This is a genomic window from Methanobrevibacter intestini, from assembly GCF_047402955.1.
In the GTDB taxonomy this organism is placed as follows: domain Archaea; phylum Methanobacteriota; class Methanobacteria; order Methanobacteriales; family Methanobacteriaceae; genus Methanocatella; species Methanocatella intestini.
On record NZ_CP187956.1, the window covers coordinates 1799253 to 1821035 of the forward strand.

The window sequence follows — 21783 nt, forward strand, 5'->3', positions numbered from 1 at the left end:
TGCTATTAATGGATTGCTCTTATTATTTTCTTAGAAATTAACAGTAACTTGTATATAATCAGCACAACAAATATTAAAAATAATTTAAGTATTGTTGTGATAATATGGCTAGTCAAAGTGAAGCAGCTTTAGAAAATAATTTAATTAAAACTTTAGTTGATGGAGGTTATGAGCAAGTTTTAATTAAAGATGAAAAAGAGTTAGAATCTAATTTTAAACAGCAATTGGAAAGATTTAATAACACTACTTTCACTGATGATGAGTTTAGAAAGATTCTTATTCATTTGGAAGGAGGTTCTATTTTTGAAAAAGCTAAAAAGCTCAGAGACCAATATGAACTTTCTCGTGAAGATGAAACATTCTATGTTAAATTTTTAAACAAAAAAGAATGGTGTAAAAATATTTTTCAAGTTGCAAATCAAATTACAATGGAAGGAACATATAAAAATCGTTATGATGTAACTATTCTTATTAATGGTTTGCCTTTAGTTCAAATTGAACTTAAAAAGAGAGGTGTTGAACTAAAACAGGCTTTTAAACAAATTCAAAGATATCAGCTACATTCATTCCATAATCTTTTTAATTATGTACAGATTTTTGTAATAAGTAATGGTGTAAATACTAAATTTTTCTCAAATAACTCAGAACTAAATTATAACTTTACATTTTTCTGGAAAGATAAAAATAATAACAATATCAATAATTTAGAAGATTTTGCAACTACATTTCTGGAAAAATGCCATTTATCTAAAATGATTTCACAATACATTGTTTTAAATGAAACAAAAAAATCACTGATGGTTTTAAGGGCATATCAGTATTATGCTGTTGAAGCTATTCTTGAGAGTGTTTCAAATAAATCTAACGGATATGTATGGCATACAACAGGTTCCGGTAAAACTTTAACTTCATTTAAGGCTTGTCAAATATTAACCAGTAGAGAAGATACAGATAAGGTAATGTTTATTGTTGATAGAAATGATTTGGATTATCAAACAACTAAAGAGTTTAATAGTTTCTCAGCAGGAGCAGTAGATGGAACAGATAATACAAATGCTCTTATTAAACAATTAAAAGGTAAAAATAAACTTATTATTACAACAATACAAAAGCTGCATCGTGCTGTAAAAGGTAGGGCAAAACAATTAGAAAACTATAGAAATCTTCGTATGATTTTAATGTTTGATGAATGTCACAGATCCCAGTTTGGAGATATGCACAAAGACATTACAAATTTCTTTACTAATATTAACTATTATGGTTTTACAGGAACTCCAATTTTTGCTGAAAACGCAAATAAATCAAGAACTACTGAAGATTTATTTGGAAAACGCTTGCATTCCTATTTAATTAAAGATGCTATTCATGATGAAAATGTTTTAGGATTTGCAGTGGATTATGTTGGAACATATAAGAGCAGGGTTAAAACTGATATTGAAGTTGAAGCTATTGATACAAGAGAAGTTATGGAATCTGAAGAAAGATTGGAGAAAATTGTTGATTATATTATTAAATATCATAACAATAAAACATATCACAAAGAATTTACAAGCATGTTTTGTGTTTCATCAGTTCCCGTTTTAAATAAATATTATAAGATTTTTAAAAAGAAAAATCCCGATTTAAAAATTGCAGCTATTTATTCTTATGGGGATAATGTAGATTTGGAAGAAGGCAATAAACATCCTCGTGATAACTTAGAAAGCCATATTGCAGATTATAATAAAATGTTTGGAACTAATTATTCAACAGATGATTTTGGTTCGTATTATGTTGATGTAAGTAAAAGAAGTAAAAACAAGCAAATTGATATTCTTTTAGTTGTCAATATGTTTTTAACTGGTTTTGATAATCCTTTATTGAATACATTATATGTTGATAAGAATTTGCAGTATCATGGTTTAATTCAAGCATTTTCAAGAACAAATAGGATTGATAATGTTAAAAAAACACAGGGAAATATTGTCTGTTTTAGAAATCTTAAAAAAAGAGTTGATGAGGCAGTTAGACTTTTCTCAGATACTAATGCTACGGGTTATGTAATAACTTTACCTTATAGTGAATATGTTGAAAAATTTAATTCCTGTGCAAACAGACTTTTAAAGTTAGTGCCAGATGTACAGGATGTTGATAGTTTAGAAGATGAAAAAGACATTGAAAAATTTGTTTTAAACTTTAAAAATATTCTTAGGGTTTTAAATAGGATGACTACATTTGCAGAATTTAGTTATGATGATTTAAAATTAACAGAACAAACTTTAAATGACTATAAAAGTAAATATTTGGATTTATATGAAGTGCTTGGTCGTAGTGAGAGTCCTAAAAAATCAAGTATTTTAGACGACATTGATTTTGAAATAGAACTTACAAGGCAAGATAACATTAATGTTTCATATATAATAAATCTTTTAAAAGATTTAGATCCAAAAGATTCTTCATTTAAGAAAGATGTCAGATTAATTCATGATTTAATGCAAGCTTCACATGAACTTAAAAGTAAAGCAGAGCTTATTGATAAGTTTATACATGAAAATATTGTAGAAGCTAATGGTCAAATAGATATTGATGAAGAATTGCCACAATACTTTGAAAAAGAGAAAAATAAAGAAATTGATGAAATGGTAGCTTCTGAAAACTTATCTAATGAGGAAACCAGGAAAATCATTGAAGAGTATGAATATAGTGGTAAATTACGTGATGATGATATTAAACAGTCATTCAATGAAGATATTGGATTTTTAGAACGTAGACATAAAGTTAACTTGTTAAAAAGTAAAATAATTGATTTGGTAGATAAATTTGCATTGATTTAATTTTTCTTATTTTTGTCCTAATTAATTAGGACAGAAACATTTATATGGTAAGAAGTGTAAATTATAATTTGTCCTACAAAAATAGGACAAAATTAATTTAAGAATAAAAAAACTTGCCATGTAAATATGACAAGTAAATTGATTGCACTTTAATCTATTTATTTCAACATTATTAAATCTTTGTTTAATCATGGAATTCAAATAGAAATATAAAATTTGTTTTCATATTTACAGGCAGTTTTTTTCTAAATAAGAAAACAAAGGTCTTAAAATGAACAAACAAACTACTCAACAAAAAGTACAAGAATTAAATGATGACGGAATAACTTTTGATAGATTTAATGATAAATTAGTAATTCATAACAATAATCAGGAATATCTAATTTCTGATAATGTATTGGAGGTTATTATACAACATGGAATTAAAAAAACAGTATTTAATGAAGAAGACATATTTAATCTCTTCAGAAAATATGAAATATATGAACCATTAACAATTGCAGACTATGAAAGAGTATTGGAAGAACATGAAATTCTTAAAAATGAAATACCAAATGATGAATCAATAGAAAACAGTGATGCTGTAAAATTTGGATTAAACTATTTCATCAACCATGAATATGATAATGGGGGATTATACCAAACACTAAAAATCATCGATAGTTATGATGAAATTTCTGTAATGCCATTAATAGGATTTCAGTTTGAAAACAATTATCGGGCTAAAATATTAGAAATATTTGGAATAAACGATTTTGGAAATTTTTCAAGAAAATTATATAATAAACAATATGTTTTACTTGAAAGTGAATTTGATAAACTGTTACTAACAAGAAATAAATATGCAAGGGTTGTAAATGGAGTTAGATATAATGGAATAGATGAAGTTCCCTTACACAAGATAATGGAGTACGGGGAAATTTATAATAATATTTATCGTAACCTTCGTGTGAAATGCGGATATAAATTCAATCAAAAACCTTCAACATATAAATTAATAAATCCCTTATCTTTAGTTAAATATGCTAAAATAGAATATCATGATAAGGTTGGTTGTGAATTCAGACCTATGGGATTAAAATGTTCTATATAAAAAATTTGGGGGAATTTAAATAGAAATAAAAAGATTATCACAGATAGCTGATGTTTTTTCAGGAGTTAGATTATCTAGATATGGTGATGAGCATGGAGAATCACAAGTTGTGGTTCACAAAACCTACTCTGATAATTTTTTAAAGTTTGACTGTGAATCTAAAACAGTTTCAGATAATTATCTTAAAAAATTTGAAAAATACTTTTCAAAAGAAAATGATATTATTGTTCATAGTTTTGATCTAGATAAAGTAACTAAAATTACAAAAAAGGGAATCATAATTCCAAGCGATTATATAATCATAAGATTACATGAGAATATAGATTCTGATTTTATGGTTTTTCTTTTAAAAAGTAGTATATTCCCGCGTGAACTAAATAAGTTAAGAGAAGGTTCAGCGGGAAAATGGATTAAAATTAATCATATGAGGGAAGTTAAACTACCAATTCCAGATTACAATAATCAAAAAGAGTATGGTAAATTATTAAGATTATTAGAAGATAAAATTCAATTAAAATTAAAATCAGTAGAAAACAATAAAAAAGCACAAAAAGCAATATTGGATAAATTAGTGGGGGATTAATAAATGTCAGACAAACAACAAAATTTAGAAACAAAATTATGGGCAGTAGCAGATGTATTACGTGGAACAATGGATGCAAATGAATTCAAAAATTATATTTTAGGATTTATTTTTTACAAGTATTTATCTGAAAAAATTGAATTAAGATTAACAAATGAATTAAAACAGGACGGTTTAACTTTTGAACAGGCATATGCAAAAGATGAATTCAAAGAAGATTTAAGACAGGAAGCTATTGAAAATTTAGGATATTTCATAGAACCTCAGGATCTTTTTTCAAATTTAGTTAAACAGGCTAGTGTTGGTGATGAAGATTTAATTCAAAATGTTGAAAGAGCATTTAAAAAAGTGGGAGATTCTTCAATTGGTGGAGAAAGTGCTCAGGATTTTGAAAATCTTTTTGATGATGTGGATTTACAGTCATCCAAACTTGGAAGAAAAGTATCCGATAAAAATAAGTTAATTGGACAAATAATAAAACACTTATCTGAAATAGATTTTGAACTTGAAAATGATGAAAATGACATTCTTGGAGATGCATATGAATATCTGATAAGTCAATTTGCATCAGATGCCGGTAAAAAAGCAGGAGAATTTTATACTCCTCAGGAAGTAAGTAAGATTTTAGCAAAATTAGTTACAGTTGGTAAAAACAGATTAAAATCTGTTTATGACCCAACATGTGGTTCAGGTTCACTTTTGCTTCGTGTAAGTAAAGAAGTAAGAGTAACAGACTTTTATGGTCAGGAACTAAACCAAACAACTTATAACTTAGCTAGAATGAACATGATTCTTCATGATGTAAATTTCAATGATTTTGATATTCGCCAGGGAGACAGTTTAGAGGAACCATTGTTTATTGACGAGAGATTTGAAGCAATAGTAGCAAATCCACCATTTTCAGCAAAATGGAGTTCAGATAAAAAATTCTTAGATGATGAAAGATTCAGTGCAGCAGGAAAATTACCTCCAAAATCAAAAGCAGATTATGCATTTGTAGAACATATGATTTATCATTTGGATGAAAACGGAACAATGGCTATAGTATTACCTCATGGAGTATTATTTAGAGGAGCAGCTGAAGGAACAATTAGAAAATTTTTGGTTGATGAGAGAAATTACCTTGATGCAGTAATAGGATTGCCGGCTAATCTTTTTTATGGAACAAGTATCCCTACATGTGTTTTAGTATTTAAAAAATGTCGTGAAGAAAATGATGATATATTATTTATAGATGCATCTCAAGAATTTGAAAAGGTTAAAAATCAAAATAAATTAAGAGAAGAAGATATTGATAAAATAGTTAACACATACATCAATCGTGAAGAAATAGACAAATACTCACACAGAGCTTCACTTGAAGAGATTAAAGAAAACGATTTTAACTTAAATATTCCTCGTTATGTTGATACTTTTGAAGAAGAAGAACCAGTAGATTTAGATGAAGTATGCAAAGAACTTGAAAAGATTTCTGAAGAAATGAAAGAAGTTGATGCAGAAATTAAGAAATATTGTGATGAATTGGGTATTAAAGCACCATTATTTTAGGGATTGATTTTGCATGAGTGAAGAAAAATTAGTTCCTAAATTGCGATTTAGCGGATTTACGGATGAATGGAATGAAGTCACATTAAATGATGTTGCAACTTTTTCAAAAGGTAAAGGGATTTCTAAAAATGATATCTCCAATTATGGTATTGAATGTGTGAGATATGGTGAGTTATATACAAAATATAATGAAATGATTTACAACATTGAGTCCAAAACAGATTTAGATAAAAATGAACTTAAATTATCTGAAAAGAATGATATTTTAATACCTTGTTCTGGTGAAACTGCAATTGATTTAGCAACTGCTTCATGCATTCAAAAAGATCAAGTTGCAATTGGTGGAGATATTACAGTCATTAAAACTAACCAATATGCTCCATTTATTACTTATTATTTAAATCAAAAGAAAACTGAAATTGCTAAATATGCTCAAGGAGTATCTATTGTCCATTTATATCCTAAGGATTTTAAAGTAATGAATATTAGAATTCCATCAATAAATGAACAAAAAATGATTATTAGACTTCTTGAAGAGATTACTAAAAAAGAACAATTGTTGGAATCAAAATATCAACAATATCAAGAATTCAAAAAGTATTTAATGCAACAAATTTTCACACAGAAATTAAGATTTGATGATAATTGTCACTATAAAACAAAAAAAGTTAAGGATTTTTTGACTGAAAGTAAAATTGAAGGTACTGACGATATTAATAAAAGATTAACTGTTAAATTAAATTTAAAGGGCATTACTGTTCGTGAATCAAAAACTATTGAAAAAGAAGGTGCTACAAAGCAATTTATTAGAAAATCTGGGCAATTTATTTATGGTAAACAGAATTTGCATAAAGGTGCTTTTGGAATTGTTCCAAAAGAACTTGATGGATATCTATCATCATCAGATATTCCCTCATTTGATTTCAAAGGAGAGATAGAACCTAAATGGTTTTATTATTATTTTTCTAGAAAATCTTTTTATGAAAGCTTAGAGAGTTTATCCACGGGAACAGGATCAAAAAGAATATCTCCAAAAGAATTCTTAAATATAAAACTTATTGTACCTGAATTAAAAGAACAGCACAGAATTGTTTGTTTAAATTTTATTCATGGATAAAAATTAAATTATAAAATAGAACTATTAGGACTTTAAAATCTTAATTCTATTTTATAAATCTTTTTTTAACTTAAATATTTTCTATGTGAGTTTTTCACATTGTTCTGATTAACCATAGCATAGTGCATTGTTGTATCTATTTGTACATGTCCTAATAGTTTTTGTACTTGTTCTATTGGCATTCCTTTGTCAATTGCATTTGTTGCCATAGTTCTTCTGAATTTATGGGGGTGGACTCTTTTGATATTGGCCTGCTTTCCAAGTTCACGTATTCTTCGCTCAACACCATTTATTCCCAAACGATTGTATGGTTTTTTAAATGAGACAAATAATGCAGGATTTTTATCTTTACGTGTTTCTAAATAGTTCATTAAATGTATTTTTGTTTTAGCATCAAAATATACTGTTCTTTCACTATCACCTTTTCCCAAAACAATACATTCACGTTCATTAAAGAATACATCATCTATATTTAAGTTTACAAGTTCTCCAACACGTATTCCAGTTGAATTTAAAAGTTCAACCATTGCAAGATCTCTAATATTAGTACAGGTGTCTCTTAATATTTCGAAGTTTTCATCAGTCAAAACTTCTTTTACAGTTTTTCTTGTTTTTATTTTATGAATACGTCTTACAGGATTTTTGACAATATAGTCTTCGTCTTCTAACCAGCTAAAAAAGCTAGATAAAACTCTTCTTATATTGTCGATGGTTATTTTGGATGAATTTGTTTCTTTTTTATAGTTTGCAAGATATGTTCTTAAATCGTCTGTTGTAATGTGTTCTATTTTCTTTTTAATTTTATCAAGCATTTTTATTATTGTTGCCCTATAGTATGTTACAGTTCTTTGTGAGCAGCCTTCTACTTGTTTTGCTGATAGAAAATTTAAAACAAGGTCTTGATTTTTCTTAGATTCAATTGATGTTAAAATTTTGTCTTTTTTTATCACATCAAAATGTTCTAAATTTTGTTTTAAAGTATTTTCTAATTTTTTCAGCTGATTTTTATCTAAAAAAGGTTTCATGTCTGTCTGAATATTGGTTATAATTTTAGTTTTCATTAAAACACCATTTTTAGATATGTTTCTTATTTTGTAATAATGATAAAATTAATTGTACAACAAACATTTGTTGTAACAATGATTTTTTAAATCTATTCATCTGTAAAATTTGATTTGAAATTCCATTAATTTCCTCATCAACTTTCGCAAACAAACAAACATTTGCTGGAGAAGTCCTTTTTTAAATTCTTCTGTTTCTTGAAGTTGAATTTTAGTATATTTTAATTTTATATCAATATAGGTAAATATCTCAGATATTTCATTTTGTTCTTCTAAAGTAGGTATAGGTAGCTTAATTTTTTTTATAATTGAAAAATGTCTTTTATATCCTTCAGGTTTGATATTAAAATGTTCTAAAGCATAAAATAGATATTTTGGATTGGCATTAAATTTTGGAATTAATAGCTTAACTCCATCTGCTCCAACAATAAATGGTTTATCTCTAAATTTAACAAATGTAGTATGATCTCCATAAATAATAATTGGTAATTCTTGACATAACTTAGTTTTATCATTAAAGTATCCAGCAATTTCATCTTGACCTTGATTGATGACTTCAAAATCTCCTTTATCCAATATATCAGCACTTTTAATTTGATATTTTTTAGTTGAAACAGACTTAAATATCTCACTAAAATTCATATAATTCCAATCATCAGTAAAATTAAATCTTAATTTCTGTGTGAAAATCTGTTGCATTAAATACTTTTTGAAATTCTGGCACATTTGTAGTTTATTATCTAAAATTTCTATTTTTGCATCTAGATTCTTAAGCAATATTCCTATTTTTTTCTGTTCATCATATTTAGGTATTTTAACTTTTTCAATTGAATAATCTTTAAAATATATGTGAGGGATTGTTGACCCTGTTTTATATTTATCTAAGTTAATTGTTTGAAGTAAATAGAAAATAAAATGAATATTTAGATTTTCCTTAGGCAAAATATATTCTGATGTATTAACAACAGATGTGTTTTTTTCATGAAAACTGATATTTCCAACACCAGATCCATCTTTAACAATAGAAATATAATCACTATCCATTTCATAAAAATCTATGCATTTTAAAAATCCACTAGCACCATATAAAGGATAATTACCAACATTATCCTCCAATTGATTAATAGATATACTAGATGATTTATTATGCAATAAATCTTTTAATTTGAATGATTTCCATTCATCCGTAAATCCGCTAAATCGCAATTATTATTTTTAACTCTTATTTAATGATTATTAAAAAAGCTATTTTTACATATGGAATTATAAAACAAAACCATGGTTGAATTTTTTAGTTTTCGGATAATTTCTGTTTTTTAGTTGAATCCGTTACTGATTTATATTCTAAAAACACATCTGAATTTCATAAAAATGTTTATATTTTAACATACAATCATTACATATCTGTTAATTAATAGGTTACAGGTGAATTCATGTTTAATAGAAAGTATTTTATTTTAGTTTTTTTTGTTTTTCTGATAGCTATAACTTCAGTCAGTGCGCAGGATGATGCTGTAGCTAGTCAGGATTTAGATGAATTGTCATTTAATGATAATGTGGTGTTGGATACTAACACTGATGCAGAATACTATGCAGACGGTGCCGTAAGACAGGACACAGGTCAGACTGCTGATGATTTGATTAATTTAAGTGAATGCAGTTCAGCTGTTCTTCAGGTAAGTGATAATGAAGGAGTTATCTGTGTTAGGCGTGATGCTACAAATGCTGCGGATATTTATATTGAAAGCGGCAGCTGGGGAGATATTGGTTATCTGAAGCAATATAAAACCAGTGATGGATATTTTTCACATGCAATTGTTACGTCCAACGGCTGGCTTATTGGTAATGGCGGTGTAACAGACGGTTCGGCATTTCGCCAGATTGAAAGCATAGCTTCTGAAATGGTTGTCAACAATCAGATTACAAATGACTATCTTTCAAGAATTTATAAGATAATGTCCAGATATTCTTTAGGTCATTTTGTAATTAAGGCAGCTGACGGAACCTATGGTGTTGTTTTCAGTAATTTGTATCATGTTTCTAAACTGCAGCCGGGACAGTATGTTTTATGTCCTAATGTTTATTCCATGTCTCAGAAAGGCAGTTATGACAGCAGTCTGAATCCTGTTGATGCAGCTATTAAAAAAGTTTATACTGACAGCTATGGTGTCAACAGGAGAAATATAATGACTTATCACTGGAAGCTGACTGCTTCTCCCAACGGACTGTCCTATGGAGTAGATTCCTATGCATCAAATGATGACGGTGCAGGTGTTGGCCGCTCAACATCCCATATGGCAGATAATGTTTATTACTTCAGTAATTTCCATTCAAGAAATTCCCTTCCCTTAGCAAGGGATAAAGTGTTTTTGGGAACTCATGTTTTTGGCAGCAGTATGGAAGTTTTCAGATTACTGACTCCCGTCAGCTCATGTCTTGCTGGGGATAATATTGAGCTGAAATATCAGGTTAATTATATTGCTCATTCAAGCCCTGTAGTTCAGTTTGCTCTTCCGGAAGGATTTGATTTTAATAGTGCAACAGTATCTAAAGGAAATTACAGATTGGATTCTAATCGTATTGTAGTTTGGAATTTAAATGACTGTGATGTGAATAATTACATTACACTTTCTCTTAAAGCTGTCAGATCAGGACAGTTTGATTTTTACCATTCACTGGATAATAATTTTGTCGGCAGCGATAAGTTATTTGTAAATGATTATGGTGCCGTACTTTGGGTAAATGATGTAAACAAATATTATAAAGGTCCTGAAAGGCTTAATGTATACTTAAAAGATGTTAATGGTAATCCTATTGCTGGTGAAAATGTTATCATTAATATCAATGGTGTTGATTATAAAAAAGTTAGTGATGATAAAGGCGCTGCTTCACTGGCAGTTAATTTGGAGTCTGGGGAATATCCGGCTAAAGTAACTTATAATGGACGTTTCGGCAGTGATTCTAAAGAAGTCAATATAAATGTATCAAAAACTATTGAAAGTAATGATATTGTAAAGATGTTCAGAAATGCAACACAGTATTATGCAAAATTCATTGATACTTCAGGAAATCCTTTAGCTAACAGGGCAGTTACATTCAATATCAACGGTGTGTTTTACACAAGAAACACTGATGATTCAGGTTATGCAAAATTAAACATTAACTTAAGACCAGGAACCTACATTTTAACGGCATACAACCCTGTAAACAATGAGAAAAAAGGTTTCAACATAACTGTCAAAGCACTTATCTGTGAAAACCATGATATAGTCAAATATTATAAAAACAGCACACAATACACAGCAAAAGTCTATGATAAAGAAGGAAGCTTAGCTGTTGGTAAAACCGTAACATTTAACATAAACGGAGTATTTTATAACAGAACAGTTGATGAAAATGGAACAGTAACACTAAATATCAATTTGAATCCCGGAAAATATATTGTAACTGCAATATATGAAGGATATGATGTGGGAAACAATGTGGTTGTTAAAAGTGTTCTGCTTACTGATGATTTGTCCATGAAGTTTAAGGACGGCAGTAAATTTAATGCAACTGTTCTTGACGGTCAGGGAAAACCCTTAGCTAATCAGACAGTGATATTCAATATAAACGGAGTATTTTACAATAAAACAACAGCAGATAATGGTGTTGCAAGTTTAAATATCAACCTCCTTAAAGGAAAATATATTATCACTTCAGCATGGAACAGTTATCAGGTTGGAAATAAAATTACAATCAGTTAGGAGAAATCTTCTCTTAACTCTTTTTTTATTAAATTATTCCAATAATTTAACCATTCCAAAGCCCATTGAATTTTTCTCACCTATTCCAACATCATAAGCAAATTCAATCAGGTCAAGGTCTCCTTCTAAAATAAGATCCATCATATAAGCTCTGTGATGAGTTGTAGCATTGCCTTTATTTATTGAAATTCGTTTTCTTTTTACAAAATTCATATCTGAATATATATTGATTTTTTTATCGGTTTTTGTTAAATTATTAAATTTAATATATTTTTTTATTAAATTATTTTCCAATGATTTAAAAAACTTATCTGAAGGTGCAAGATCCCAAATTTTAAGTTCACCATCAATTTCTTTTTTAGTTCTGACAATTATTGGTGCCAAGGTTTTAAATTCACTTTTAGATGAAAATTCAGGGGTTTTTAATGCTTCAATTTTTTGAATTGTTAATTTTTGGTTTTGAAAGTTTATTTCTAAATCTTCAAGAAATCCATCAACAAGACTTTTAATTAAAAAATCATTAGGTGAAGATATATAAAAACTAATAACTCCGTCTTTAGCTATTATTCCATCTTTAACGATTCTTCTTTTAGGAATATAGATTTGAGAAAAAGTAAAAAATTTAAATGATTTTGATGAGTGCAATTCATTGGCAAAATTTAAATCAGCTATTTTATTGTAAATAATTGCTGATAAAATATGATTGTAATTAAATGGAACTTTAAAGTTGTTTTTTCCTTTTAAGATAATTTCGAGTCTCATTAATATTCTTATTTATTTTGGATAATTAAAGTATCTTTTGTTTTTGAATTTAAAATCAATTTTGAACATTGTTTATAATATTTTAGAGATGGTTTTTTATTTTTTAAGATTAAAATCGATATATTTATAAATATTTGATTATAATATTATTTATTAACAAGTTATTATCTTTCATTAATAATTTTCTTAAGAATATGTTCATTAGGTTACTTTTAAATAGTTGAAGTTACAAAATATTAAATTGTATAATAAGTACATTTTGTGATTGAAAAAATGAACATATTCTTAAAATCAGTCTATTTTAGGATAAATAAATTTAATAAGGAGAAAAAGCATGTCTAAAAATTTAGATTTAAAAATAACTGGGAATCCTTTTATTGATGCAGGTATTTTTGCACTTAAAGGTATGCTAGATAAATCAATCAACAATATCACGATTGAAGATATTGAGAATGAAGCAAAATTCATTTCTAAACTTTATCTTAATGATGCTTGGAATAAAAATATGTATAGTATTTTTCCAAATTCTTCTTTAGTTAATAATGCCATTAAAGGAAATCGTTCAGAAAAATATTTTGATGATTTAAAATGTGAAATTGAAAATATTCAAGATATTCAAGATGAAGGTTCTTGTATAGGTTGTGGTAGAAGAAATTCAGTTAATGTGTTTGGAAAAAGTACAATTCCATTAACTGGATCTGGATCTTTAAAAAATTATTTTTCATTTGCTAATGATGGGGCAGATTATTGTTCATTATGTGCTATTTTAACTCAATTTTCTCCATTATTAATGTATACCTGTGGAGGAAAATTTATTTTATTGCATTCTGATTCAGAATTAGTAATGAGTTTATGGGCTAAAGAAACGATTCAAAATGTGGATAATCAAATAGCATTGAAAGATTACACTGGTTGCTGTAATGATGGAATTACAAGACCTGTCAATGCAATTTTTGAAATTATTATAAAAGTGATTTCTTTATCTGATTTGTGGGAAGATGAAAATCCATCTTTGAATTTTTATTATTTTACTAATTATAATCAAGGACCAGAACTTGAAATTTATACATTGCCTATGGAGGTGTTTAATTTTTTAGTAGATATTCCATTAGAAGATAAACATAATTGGAATTTTATTCTTAAAAAAGGATATCAATTTGTTAAATGGGATAAAAAAGAAACTTTTAACAAGGATAAAAAAAATTATTATTACAAAAACAAACCAAATGTTGTTTATAACAATTTATTATTGAATAAATCTATTTTAAAGTACTTTTACAATTTTAAATATAAAAAAACTTATTGTTCATGGAAATTAGTTAATGCATATATAAGAGAGGTTAGAAAAATGGATGAAAAAAGAATTGATGCAATAAAAACTGTTGGAGATAAATTATCAAAATACATTGAAATTAATGATAGTAAAAAAACATTATCTAGTTTGGAGAATGCGTCTTCGTATAATAATTTTAGGAATGTTTTAAGAAAAATTCTTAAAAGTAAAATTAAAGATGATAATGAATTATTATTTACTTTTGATGATTATGTAGTTAATTTATTTCCTGAAGGTAATTTAACTTGGAGAGAAACTCAAGATTTGTTGCTTTTTAGAATATATGAAAACTTGCATGATTGGATGGTTGAAAATGATTTTGTTGAAGAAGTTTCAGAAGAAGAATTATTGGAGGAATAAAAATGACAAATAATGTTGTAGGTTTAATGTTAATTGATGCACCTCATTCTGCGCTTAATAATGCAGGATCTGATGCTGGAGATAGAACAGATAATATTGTTAGAGTTAAAACTATTAGAAAAGGAATGACTAGGTATCCTTATGTTTCTGGTCAAGCTTTAAGATATTGGTGGAGAGAAACTTTGGAAGATAAATTTGATTGGGAAATGTCTCCTATTAGTCGTGAAAAAAAGATTGCGTTCACAAGTGCTAATCCTATTGAATATCCTGATGATGATGTTTTTGGATATATGAGGGCCATGTCTAAAAAAGAAGGAGGAACTGTTACAAGAATTTCTCCTTTAAAAAATTCACCTCTAATTGCAGTAATTGGTCAGAATCCAACTGAAGATTTTGGTGTCATGTCTCGTCATGAGGGGGATCCTGTACCTTATGAACATGAATTTTATTCAAATATTTTAAAAGGTATTTTTTCAATTGATTTAGGTGCTGTTGGAATATTTTCTGAAAGTGAAAAAACAGGATATAAAAATATGTCTGCTGATTTATTAAAATTAGCTGAAGAAAAAGGATTGGAACACGAAGAAGATAAATGGATAATGGATAAAGAGATTAGAGTTAAACGCACACAAGATATTATTAATGCATTACCTTATTTGTCTGGAGGTGCTAAATCTGCATCCCATTTAACAGATGTAACTCCAAAAATAATAGTTCTTGCTGCTATTGATGGTGGGAATCATATTTTCATGAATATTATCCGTGAAGAAAAAGGAGAACTTATATTTGATTTGAATGCTTTAGATGAAGTAATTTCAGATTATTCTGATATTATTAAATCAGATATTTTCATTGGTGTTAGAACAGGATTTTTAAAAGATACTCAAGATAAAATAATTGAATATGCTAAAAATAAAGAAAATGTTCATATTGGAACTATTAAAGAGATAACTGATAAATTTTCTGATGAAATTCCTAAGTTGATTTAAATGAAATATTTAAGGATTTTAATTGAGGGGTGGACTGCTTCATTTAGATATCCTGCATTTATAAGTGGATTTCAGCCAACATTGCCAGTTCCTCCTTTAAGTACAATTTATGGATTATTGTCTGCTGTTAAAGGAGAGTTAGTTACTCCTGATGAAACAAATGTTGGTTTTGTTTTTGATTATGATGCAAAAGCAGTAGATTTAGAGACAATTTATGAATTAAAAGGATTAAAAGGAAACAAATCTAATGTAGCTAAAAGGGAGTTTCTATTTAATCCTAGTTTATATTTATATATTGATAATTTGGAATTTAAAAACTATTTTAAAAATCCAGCATATCCAATTTTGCTTGGAAGATCTTCAGATTTAGCTATTATTAGTGAAATTAAAGAAATTGAAATGGAAAAAAAGAATAATGTTAAGTTAGGTAAAACAATTTTACCATTTGGTATTGAAGGTGCATTTGGAATTATTCAAGCATTACCTACACATTTTTCAAATTCAATTCCTAGAAAAGCAATTGGAACCAAACCATATCTATTGATGAATCAATTTTTTGATTATTCTGGCGATTGTTATTTTGATTCTGAGTTAAATTGGGGAGTTTGGATTCATAAGTAGGTTAGATTATGGTTATTTTAGCTAAACCTAATGAAACATTAATGGAGCATACGGAAAATACTTTAAAAGTTTTTAAATGTATTAAAGAATGTTATCCTGATGTTCCTAAAATATGTGGTGTTCCTGATTTTTGGGAACATCTTTTTTATATTTTATTTTTCCACGATTTTGGTAAAGCAGCAGTAGGTTTTCAAAATTCTTTAAATTCAAATAATTATTGGGGATATAGGCATGAAATACTATCTGCATGTTTTATTATTTCTTTAAAGGATATTTTTCCAGAAGTTACAATAAATGCAATTGGTTTAACAATTATAACTCACCATAAAGATGTTAAAAAGTTAAGAAAAGATTATCAAATAAAAAATAAAGAAGCTAAACGTGTTTTTGATGAAAAATTATTTGAGTTAAAACCTAATTTTGATGAGTTATTATCTTATTTAAATTTAGTTCCAAAATTGAGCGAAAAATATTTGGGATATAAATTAAAAACGCCTAATAATATTTCTTTTGAGGATTTAAGAAGTGTTTATAATCAAACAGTGCTTAATTATTTTAAAGATTTTAAGACAGGTAATTATAATGAATTACATGGTATTTATGGTTATTTTTTAAAAGGCTTTATGAATGCTTGTGATTATTTAGCTTCAGGATCTAAATATGAAATACTTTCAGCAGTAAAAAATGGAGATTTATATACTTTTGATTCATTAAGAAAAACACAACTGATAGCTTCTAAAACAAAAGGAAGTAGTTTCTTAATAGCTCCAACAGGCAGTGGTAAAACAGAGGCTTCTTTTTTATGGGCTGATAATAATCAGACTGATAATTTTTCTAAAAGGATTTTTTATGTTTTGCCGTTTACTGCAAGTATAAATGCTATGTATAATAGATTGGTCAAAGATTTGGGCTCTGATGAATTAGTGGGAATCTCTCATGGAAAAGCATCTTATTTTATTTATAAATCTGTTGAGTCTGGAGATTATGATGAGTCTAGCTTGGAAACTAAAAGAATTCAAAATTTAACAAAGAAAATATATCGGCCTTATAAAATTTTAACACCTTTTCAACTTATTAAATTCTTTTTTGGAGTTAAAGGTTTTGAAATGGGATTATCTGAATTAACAAACAGTTTGTTAATTTTAGATGAAATTCATGCATATGATGCTAGGGTCACTTGTTTGTTATTAGAATCTCTTAAAATTTTAAAAAGTAAATTTGGTGTAGATATTTTTATCATGTCTGCTACACTTCCGTCTTTTTTAAAAAATCTTTTTTCTAAGGAATTGGATATTTCTAATTTTATATCCTTAGATTCAAAAGAATTAGATTCATTTACTCGCCATAAAGTTAATATAATTAATAATTGTATTGAGAATTGTTGTGATAAAATATTAAATGATATAAATTCTGGTAAAAAAGTATTGATTGTCTGCAATACTGTGGATAAAGCCCAATTTATTTATGAATGGTTTAAGGAAAATGATGTGGATAATTCTGCATTATTACATAGTAGATTTATATTAAAAGATAGGGAAAGAATAGAAAAAAATTTAGATAATTTAAATCTGTTAATAGGTACTCAAGCTATTGAAGTTTCTTTAGATATTGATTATGATGTTTTATATTCTGAGCCAGCTCCATTGGATGCATTAATTCAAAGATTTGGTAGGGTTAATCGCAGAGGATGGAAAGATGATATTATTAAACAGGTTAATATTTTTAAAATAGGGTCTGATAATGATAAATATATTTATAATCAAAATTTGGTTAATAAAACATTAGATGTTTTAAATAATTTTGATATTTTACAAGAAAGTAAAATTCAAGAGATTATTGATTATGTATACAGTGAGGGTTATGATTCAAAAAATCAAGAAACTTTTGATGAAGTAAAACTCTCTTTTAACAGGTTATTAAAAAATATTGTCCCTTTTATAAATTTTAATAAAGATAATGATTTTTATAATCTTTTTGATTCTTATGAGGTTGTTCCTCAAAAATTTAGGGAAAAATATTTGGATGAAATAAATAATAAACAATATTATAAATCTATGAGTTATTGTTTGTCAATTAGTAAAGGTCAATTTTTTAAACTTCAAAAGGATAATAATGTTGAATTTGATTTAAATAGCAATACTTACTTTATCGATGTAAAATATGATTCGGAATTGGGATTAAAACTTTCGGATGAAGAATCTACAATTTTATAAATGAATTTTATGATTTCTAAAATTAATGGAACTCAAATTAATTACTATTTCATATGTAAAACTAAATTATGGTTATTTTCTCATAATATCCAATTAGAAGATGAGCATGAGAATGTTAAGTTAGGCAAATTTTTACATGAAACTAGTTTTAAAAGAGAAAAAGACTTTCTTATTGATAACTTAATCAATGTGGATTTTATTAAAATAACTGATTCTGTTGAAATTCATGAAGTAAAAAAGTCACAAAAAATGAATTTAGCTAATGAATATCAACTTTTATATTATATGTTTTATTTAGAACATGAAAAGGATATAAAAAATGTTGTGGGTTTTTTAAATTATCCGAATAGTCGCAAAAAGAAGAAAATTACTTTAACAAAAGAAAAAGAACGAGAGTTATTTGAGATAATTGAAAATATCAAAAACATTTTTGATAGTTCGATGCCAAAACCTAAAAAGAAAAGAATTTGCAGTAAATGTGCTTATTTTGAGTTTTGTTTTTCATAGAGGTGTTTTTTTAAATGTCAAAAAAGAATTATTATATCTTGTCTGAAGGGATTCTTAAAAGGAAAGAAAATACTATTTATTTTGTCAATGAAAAAGGTAAAAAACCAATTCCAATTAATAAAGTATATTCAATTTATGCATATGGTCAGATAACCTTTTCTTCACAGGTAATGAGTCTTTTATCTAAAAATGGAGTTCTTATTCATTTTTTCAATTATTATGGTTTTTATAGTGGATCTTATTATCCTCGTGAAACATTGCTGTCTGGTGATTTATTAGTAAAACAAGCAGATTATTATTTAAATATTCAAAAAAGGTTGGAATTAGCTAAATTATTTGTTGAAGGAGCAGCAAATAATATTTTAAAGGTTTTGGCTTATTATAAAATTGAAAACAATATTAAAGAAACATTATCAGAGTTAAATTCAACAAATAAAATAACTGAAATAATGAATATTGAGGGTAGAATTCGCTCGGAATATTATTCTAAATTTGATGAAATTCTTCCCGATGATTTTAAAATGGAAGGCAGATCCAGACAACCTCCTAAAAACATGATAAATTCTTTAATTAGCTTTGGAAATTCAATGATGTATTCTACAGTTTTGACAGAATTGTATAATACACAATTAAATCCTACAATATCTTATCTTCATGAACCTTCTGAAAGAAGATTTTCACTATCTTTGGATCTTAGTGAAATTTTTAAGCCGATTTTTGTTGATAGGTTGATTTTTTATATGGTTAACAAAAGAATGTTGTCTAAAAAAGATTTTAATGAAGATTTAAACTGTTGTCTTTTAAATGATAAAGGACGAAATAAATTCATAAAAGAATACAATAAACGACTTGAAAAAACGATTAAACATAAAAAATTAAAGAAAAATGTTTCTTACCAAAGATTAATCCGATTAGAAGCATATAAACTTAAAAAACATATTTTAGGTATTGAAAAATATGATCCATTCGTAAGCTGGTGGTGACTTTATGTATGTAATTATAGTTTATGATATTAAGGTTGAGCGGGTCAATAAAGTAAAGTCATTTTTAAGGCAGTATCTCTTTTGGATTCAAAATTCTGTTTTTGAAGGAGAAGCTAGTGAAAGCGAGTTTAAGATAATTCATGATGGTTTAATGAAAATAATTGACACAGAGGTTGATTCAGTTATAATTTATAAATTAAGAATGGCTGATGTGATGAATCGTGAGGTTTTAGGTATTGAAAAAGCACCTATCGATGAAATTTTATAAATTTGATATTTTTAATTTTATTTAAACTGTTAAATTTGATAAAATAAATTTTAAAAGTTTTGTTTATCACATATTTTATTTTTTGATTATTTTTTAGCTATTTAAAAAATTTTATTTTTTGATTATTTTTTTAAGTTTTATTTATTTAAATAAGTTAATTCTCTTTTAAACAGGTTATTATTTTATTTTATAAATTTTTAAGTTTTATTTTTTATTTTAAGTTATTTAGATTTGTTTGTTGATACATATAAATAAAAAACATTTTTTGTTATCGACAAATTTAAGTATATGAATAAATAAATTATAAATTGTTTTAGCCCTTTTTGAGAAAAAATGTGGCCTGTTAGAAATAAGACTATAATAGGATTGAAATTTTTGATATATTATCACTTCCTTAAAATATTCGCTGGTTAGAAATAAGACTATAATAGGATTGAAATAGCCATCATAACAAGAACTAAACTGTTTAAAAATACCGTTAGAAATAAGACTATAATAGGATTGAAATATATGAGATTATCAAATAATTTAATTTAGAATAAATGTTAGAAATAAGACTATAATAGGATTGAAATATCACAATCAACGCAACAACATTAAACGGCTTATCCTCGTTAGAAATAAGACTATAATAGGATTGAAATAGGTCAAGAATGGAATGTGTGGTGTTGCCAACAATGGTTAGAAATAAGACTATAATAGGATTGAAATCAACATTACAAACTACATGAGCATATATTTTCTCACCGTTAGAAATAAGACTATAATAGGATTGAAATAAAAATATAAATAACAACAAAACACAAAAAAATATAGTTAGAAATAAGACTATAATAGGATTGAAATAACATTTCATAACGTCTTATTATAATACTATTGTTGTTAGAAATAAGACTATAATAGGATTGAAATTTCGTTAGGAACTTATTAAGCTTAAAAATGTTGTTGTTAGAAATAAGACTATAATAGGATTGAAATTTTTTTATATTGTAGTTAATAAGAAATTTCCATAATCGTTAGAAATAAGACTATAATAGGATTGAAATATTCAATTGCAGTACTAACATAATCAATGTTTTGTGTTAGAAATAAGACTATAATAGGATTGAAATACCCATTTTATCAATTAATTGTTTGATTAATGAGGTTAGAAATAAGACTATAATAGGATTGAAATCCATACAATCATAAAAGGTGGTATAAAAGTTGTCAAGTTAGAAATAAGACTATAATAGGATTGAAATCTTTCCTTAAAGTTCCTACTGGAACTATACCAAGTTAGAAATAAGACTATAATAGGATTGAAATCAACTTTTCAATGTTAAAGTATATTTTATATCGCTTGTTAGAAATAAGACTATAATAGGATTGAAATAAGAGTAATCTACATTCTGAATCGATTGTATACAGTTAGAAATAAGACTATAATAGGATTGAAATTGTTTTCTGCCGTAGTAGTTGCTGAAGGCTGCCCAGTTAGAAATAAGACTATAATAGGATTGAAATTGTTATAATCTGACACATCACTTGTAATATGTCTATGGTTAGAAATAAGACTATAATAGGATTGAAATTAGAATACACTCCAGATTTAGATGACACTGGAATAGTTAGAAATAAGACTATAATAGGATTGAAATGTACCTGAAGTTGTTGTTCCAGCTACACTTGCAATAGTTAGAAATAAGACTATAATAGGATTGAAATTTTTCTTGACATAGGAAGCTATGATGACTCAAAAACAGTTAGAAATAAGACTATAATAGGATTGAAATAATAATTTGTT

At 26.8% G+C, this 21783-nt stretch carries 16 protein-coding genes and 1 CRISPR repeat array (1 of these 17 cut by a window edge); of the genes, 13 read left to right on the top strand and 3 right to left on the bottom strand.

Annotated elements, in window-relative coordinates:
* The first annotated feature begins 104 nt into the window (after nt 1-104).
* From ACMC9J_RS08460 to ACMC9J_RS08480, 5 genes are all read left to right on the top strand, one after another.
* Nucleotides 105-2813: a type I restriction endonuclease subunit R gene (locus tag ACMC9J_RS08460; RefSeq protein WP_427003224.1), complete on the top strand. Its 2709-nt coding sequence runs from the start codon at nt 105-107 to the stop codon at nt 2811-2813.
* Between the two features lie 271 nt (nt 2814-3084).
* Nucleotides 3085-3906 carry a hypothetical protein gene (locus tag ACMC9J_RS08465; protein ID WP_427003225.1) on the top strand — a complete coding sequence of 274 codons (822 nt, stop codon included), beginning with the start codon at nt 3085-3087 and terminating at the stop codon, nt 3904-3906.
* A 43-nt stretch (nt 3907-3949) separates the two neighbouring features.
* Nucleotides 3950-4489, top strand: a complete 540-nt coding sequence (locus ACMC9J_RS08470) for a restriction endonuclease subunit S (protein ID WP_427003646.1) — start codon at nt 3950-3952, stop codon at nt 4487-4489.
* 3 nt (nt 4490-4492) lie between these two features.
* Nucleotides 4493-6037 carry a type I restriction-modification system subunit M gene (locus tag ACMC9J_RS08475; protein ID WP_427003226.1) on the top strand — a complete coding sequence of 515 codons (1545 nt, stop codon included), beginning with the start codon at nt 4493-4495 and terminating at the stop codon, nt 6035-6037.
* Nucleotides 6038-6050: 13 nt separating this feature from the next.
* Entirely contained in the window at nt 6051-7154 is a 1104-nt protein-coding gene (locus ACMC9J_RS08480; protein WP_427003227.1) for a restriction endonuclease subunit S, read from the top strand.
* Between the two features lie 65 nt (nt 7155-7219).
* Here ACMC9J_RS08480 and xerA read toward each other — a convergent pair whose 3' ends face one another.
* Nucleotides 7220-8215, bottom strand: a complete 996-nt coding sequence (gene xerA / locus ACMC9J_RS08485; RefSeq protein ID WP_427003228.1) for a site-specific tyrosine recombinase/integron integrase — start codon at nt 8213-8215, stop codon at nt 7220-7222.
* A 96-nt stretch (nt 8216-8311) separates the two neighbouring features.
* Nucleotides 8312-9367: a restriction endonuclease subunit S gene (locus ACMC9J_RS08490; protein ID WP_427003229.1), complete on the bottom strand. Its 1056-nt coding sequence runs from the start codon at nt 9365-9367 to the stop codon at nt 8312-8314.
* 281 nt (nt 9368-9648) lie between these two features.
* On the opposite strand from ACMC9J_RS08490, the gene ACMC9J_RS08495 reads away from it, so the two are divergent.
* Entirely contained in the window at nt 9649-11961 is a 2313-nt protein-coding gene (locus ACMC9J_RS08495) for an Ig-like domain-containing protein (RefSeq protein ID WP_427003230.1), read from the top strand.
* Between the two features lie 33 nt (nt 11962-11994).
* Here ACMC9J_RS08495 and cas6 read toward each other — a convergent pair whose 3' ends face one another.
* Nucleotides 11995-12723, bottom strand: a complete 729-nt coding sequence (gene cas6, locus ACMC9J_RS08500; protein WP_427003231.1) for a CRISPR-associated endoribonuclease Cas6 — start codon at nt 12721-12723, stop codon at nt 11995-11997.
* A 334-nt stretch (nt 12724-13057) separates the two neighbouring features.
* Between cas6 and cas8a1 the strand changes: the two genes are divergently transcribed.
* From cas8a1 to cas2, 7 genes are read left to right on the top strand one after another with little or no spacing between them, the layout of a single operon-like run.
* The gene (cas8a1, locus tag ACMC9J_RS08505) at nt 13058-14416 is read left to right on the top strand and encodes a type I-B CRISPR-associated protein Cas8b1/Cst1 (protein ID WP_011953731.1); all 1359 of its coding nucleotides are present in this window, start codon (nt 13058-13060) and stop codon (nt 14414-14416) included.
* Nucleotides 14417-14418: 2 nt separating this feature from the next.
* Nucleotides 14419-15405 carry a type I-B CRISPR-associated protein Cas7/Cst2/DevR gene (gene cas7i / locus ACMC9J_RS08510; protein ID WP_427003232.1) on the top strand — a complete coding sequence of 329 codons (987 nt, stop codon included), beginning with the start codon at nt 14419-14421 and terminating at the stop codon, nt 15403-15405.
* On the top strand, nt 15406-16026 hold the full coding sequence (cas5b, locus tag ACMC9J_RS08515; protein ID WP_427003233.1) for a type I-B CRISPR-associated protein Cas5b: 621 nt from the start codon (nt 15406-15408) through the stop codon (nt 16024-16026).
* Between the two features lie 8 nt (nt 16027-16034).
* Entirely contained in the window at nt 16035-18239 is a 2205-nt protein-coding gene (gene cas3, locus ACMC9J_RS08520) for a CRISPR-associated helicase Cas3' (protein ID WP_427003234.1), read from the top strand.
* Nucleotides 18240-18746 (top strand): CRISPR-associated protein Cas4, encoded by a 507-nt coding sequence (cas4, locus tag ACMC9J_RS08525; protein ID WP_427003235.1) that lies wholly within the window; start codon nt 18240-18242, stop codon nt 18744-18746.
* Between the two features lie 14 nt (nt 18747-18760).
* A complete protein-coding gene (gene cas1b, locus ACMC9J_RS08530) occupies nt 18761-19729 on the top strand; it encodes a type I-B CRISPR-associated endonuclease Cas1b (protein WP_427003236.1) in 969 nt (322 codons plus the stop codon).
* Nucleotides 19730-19733: 4 nt separating this feature from the next.
* Nucleotides 19734-19997 (top strand): CRISPR-associated endonuclease Cas2, encoded by a 264-nt coding sequence (gene cas2, locus ACMC9J_RS08535; RefSeq protein ID WP_011953725.1) that lies wholly within the window; start codon nt 19734-19736, stop codon nt 19995-19997.
* A 342-nt stretch (nt 19998-20339) separates the two neighbouring features.
* Nucleotides 20340-21783: direct repeats of the CRISPR family, unit length 31 nt; unit sequence GTTAGAAATAAGACTATAATAGGATTGAAAT; it runs 3790 nt beyond the window's last position.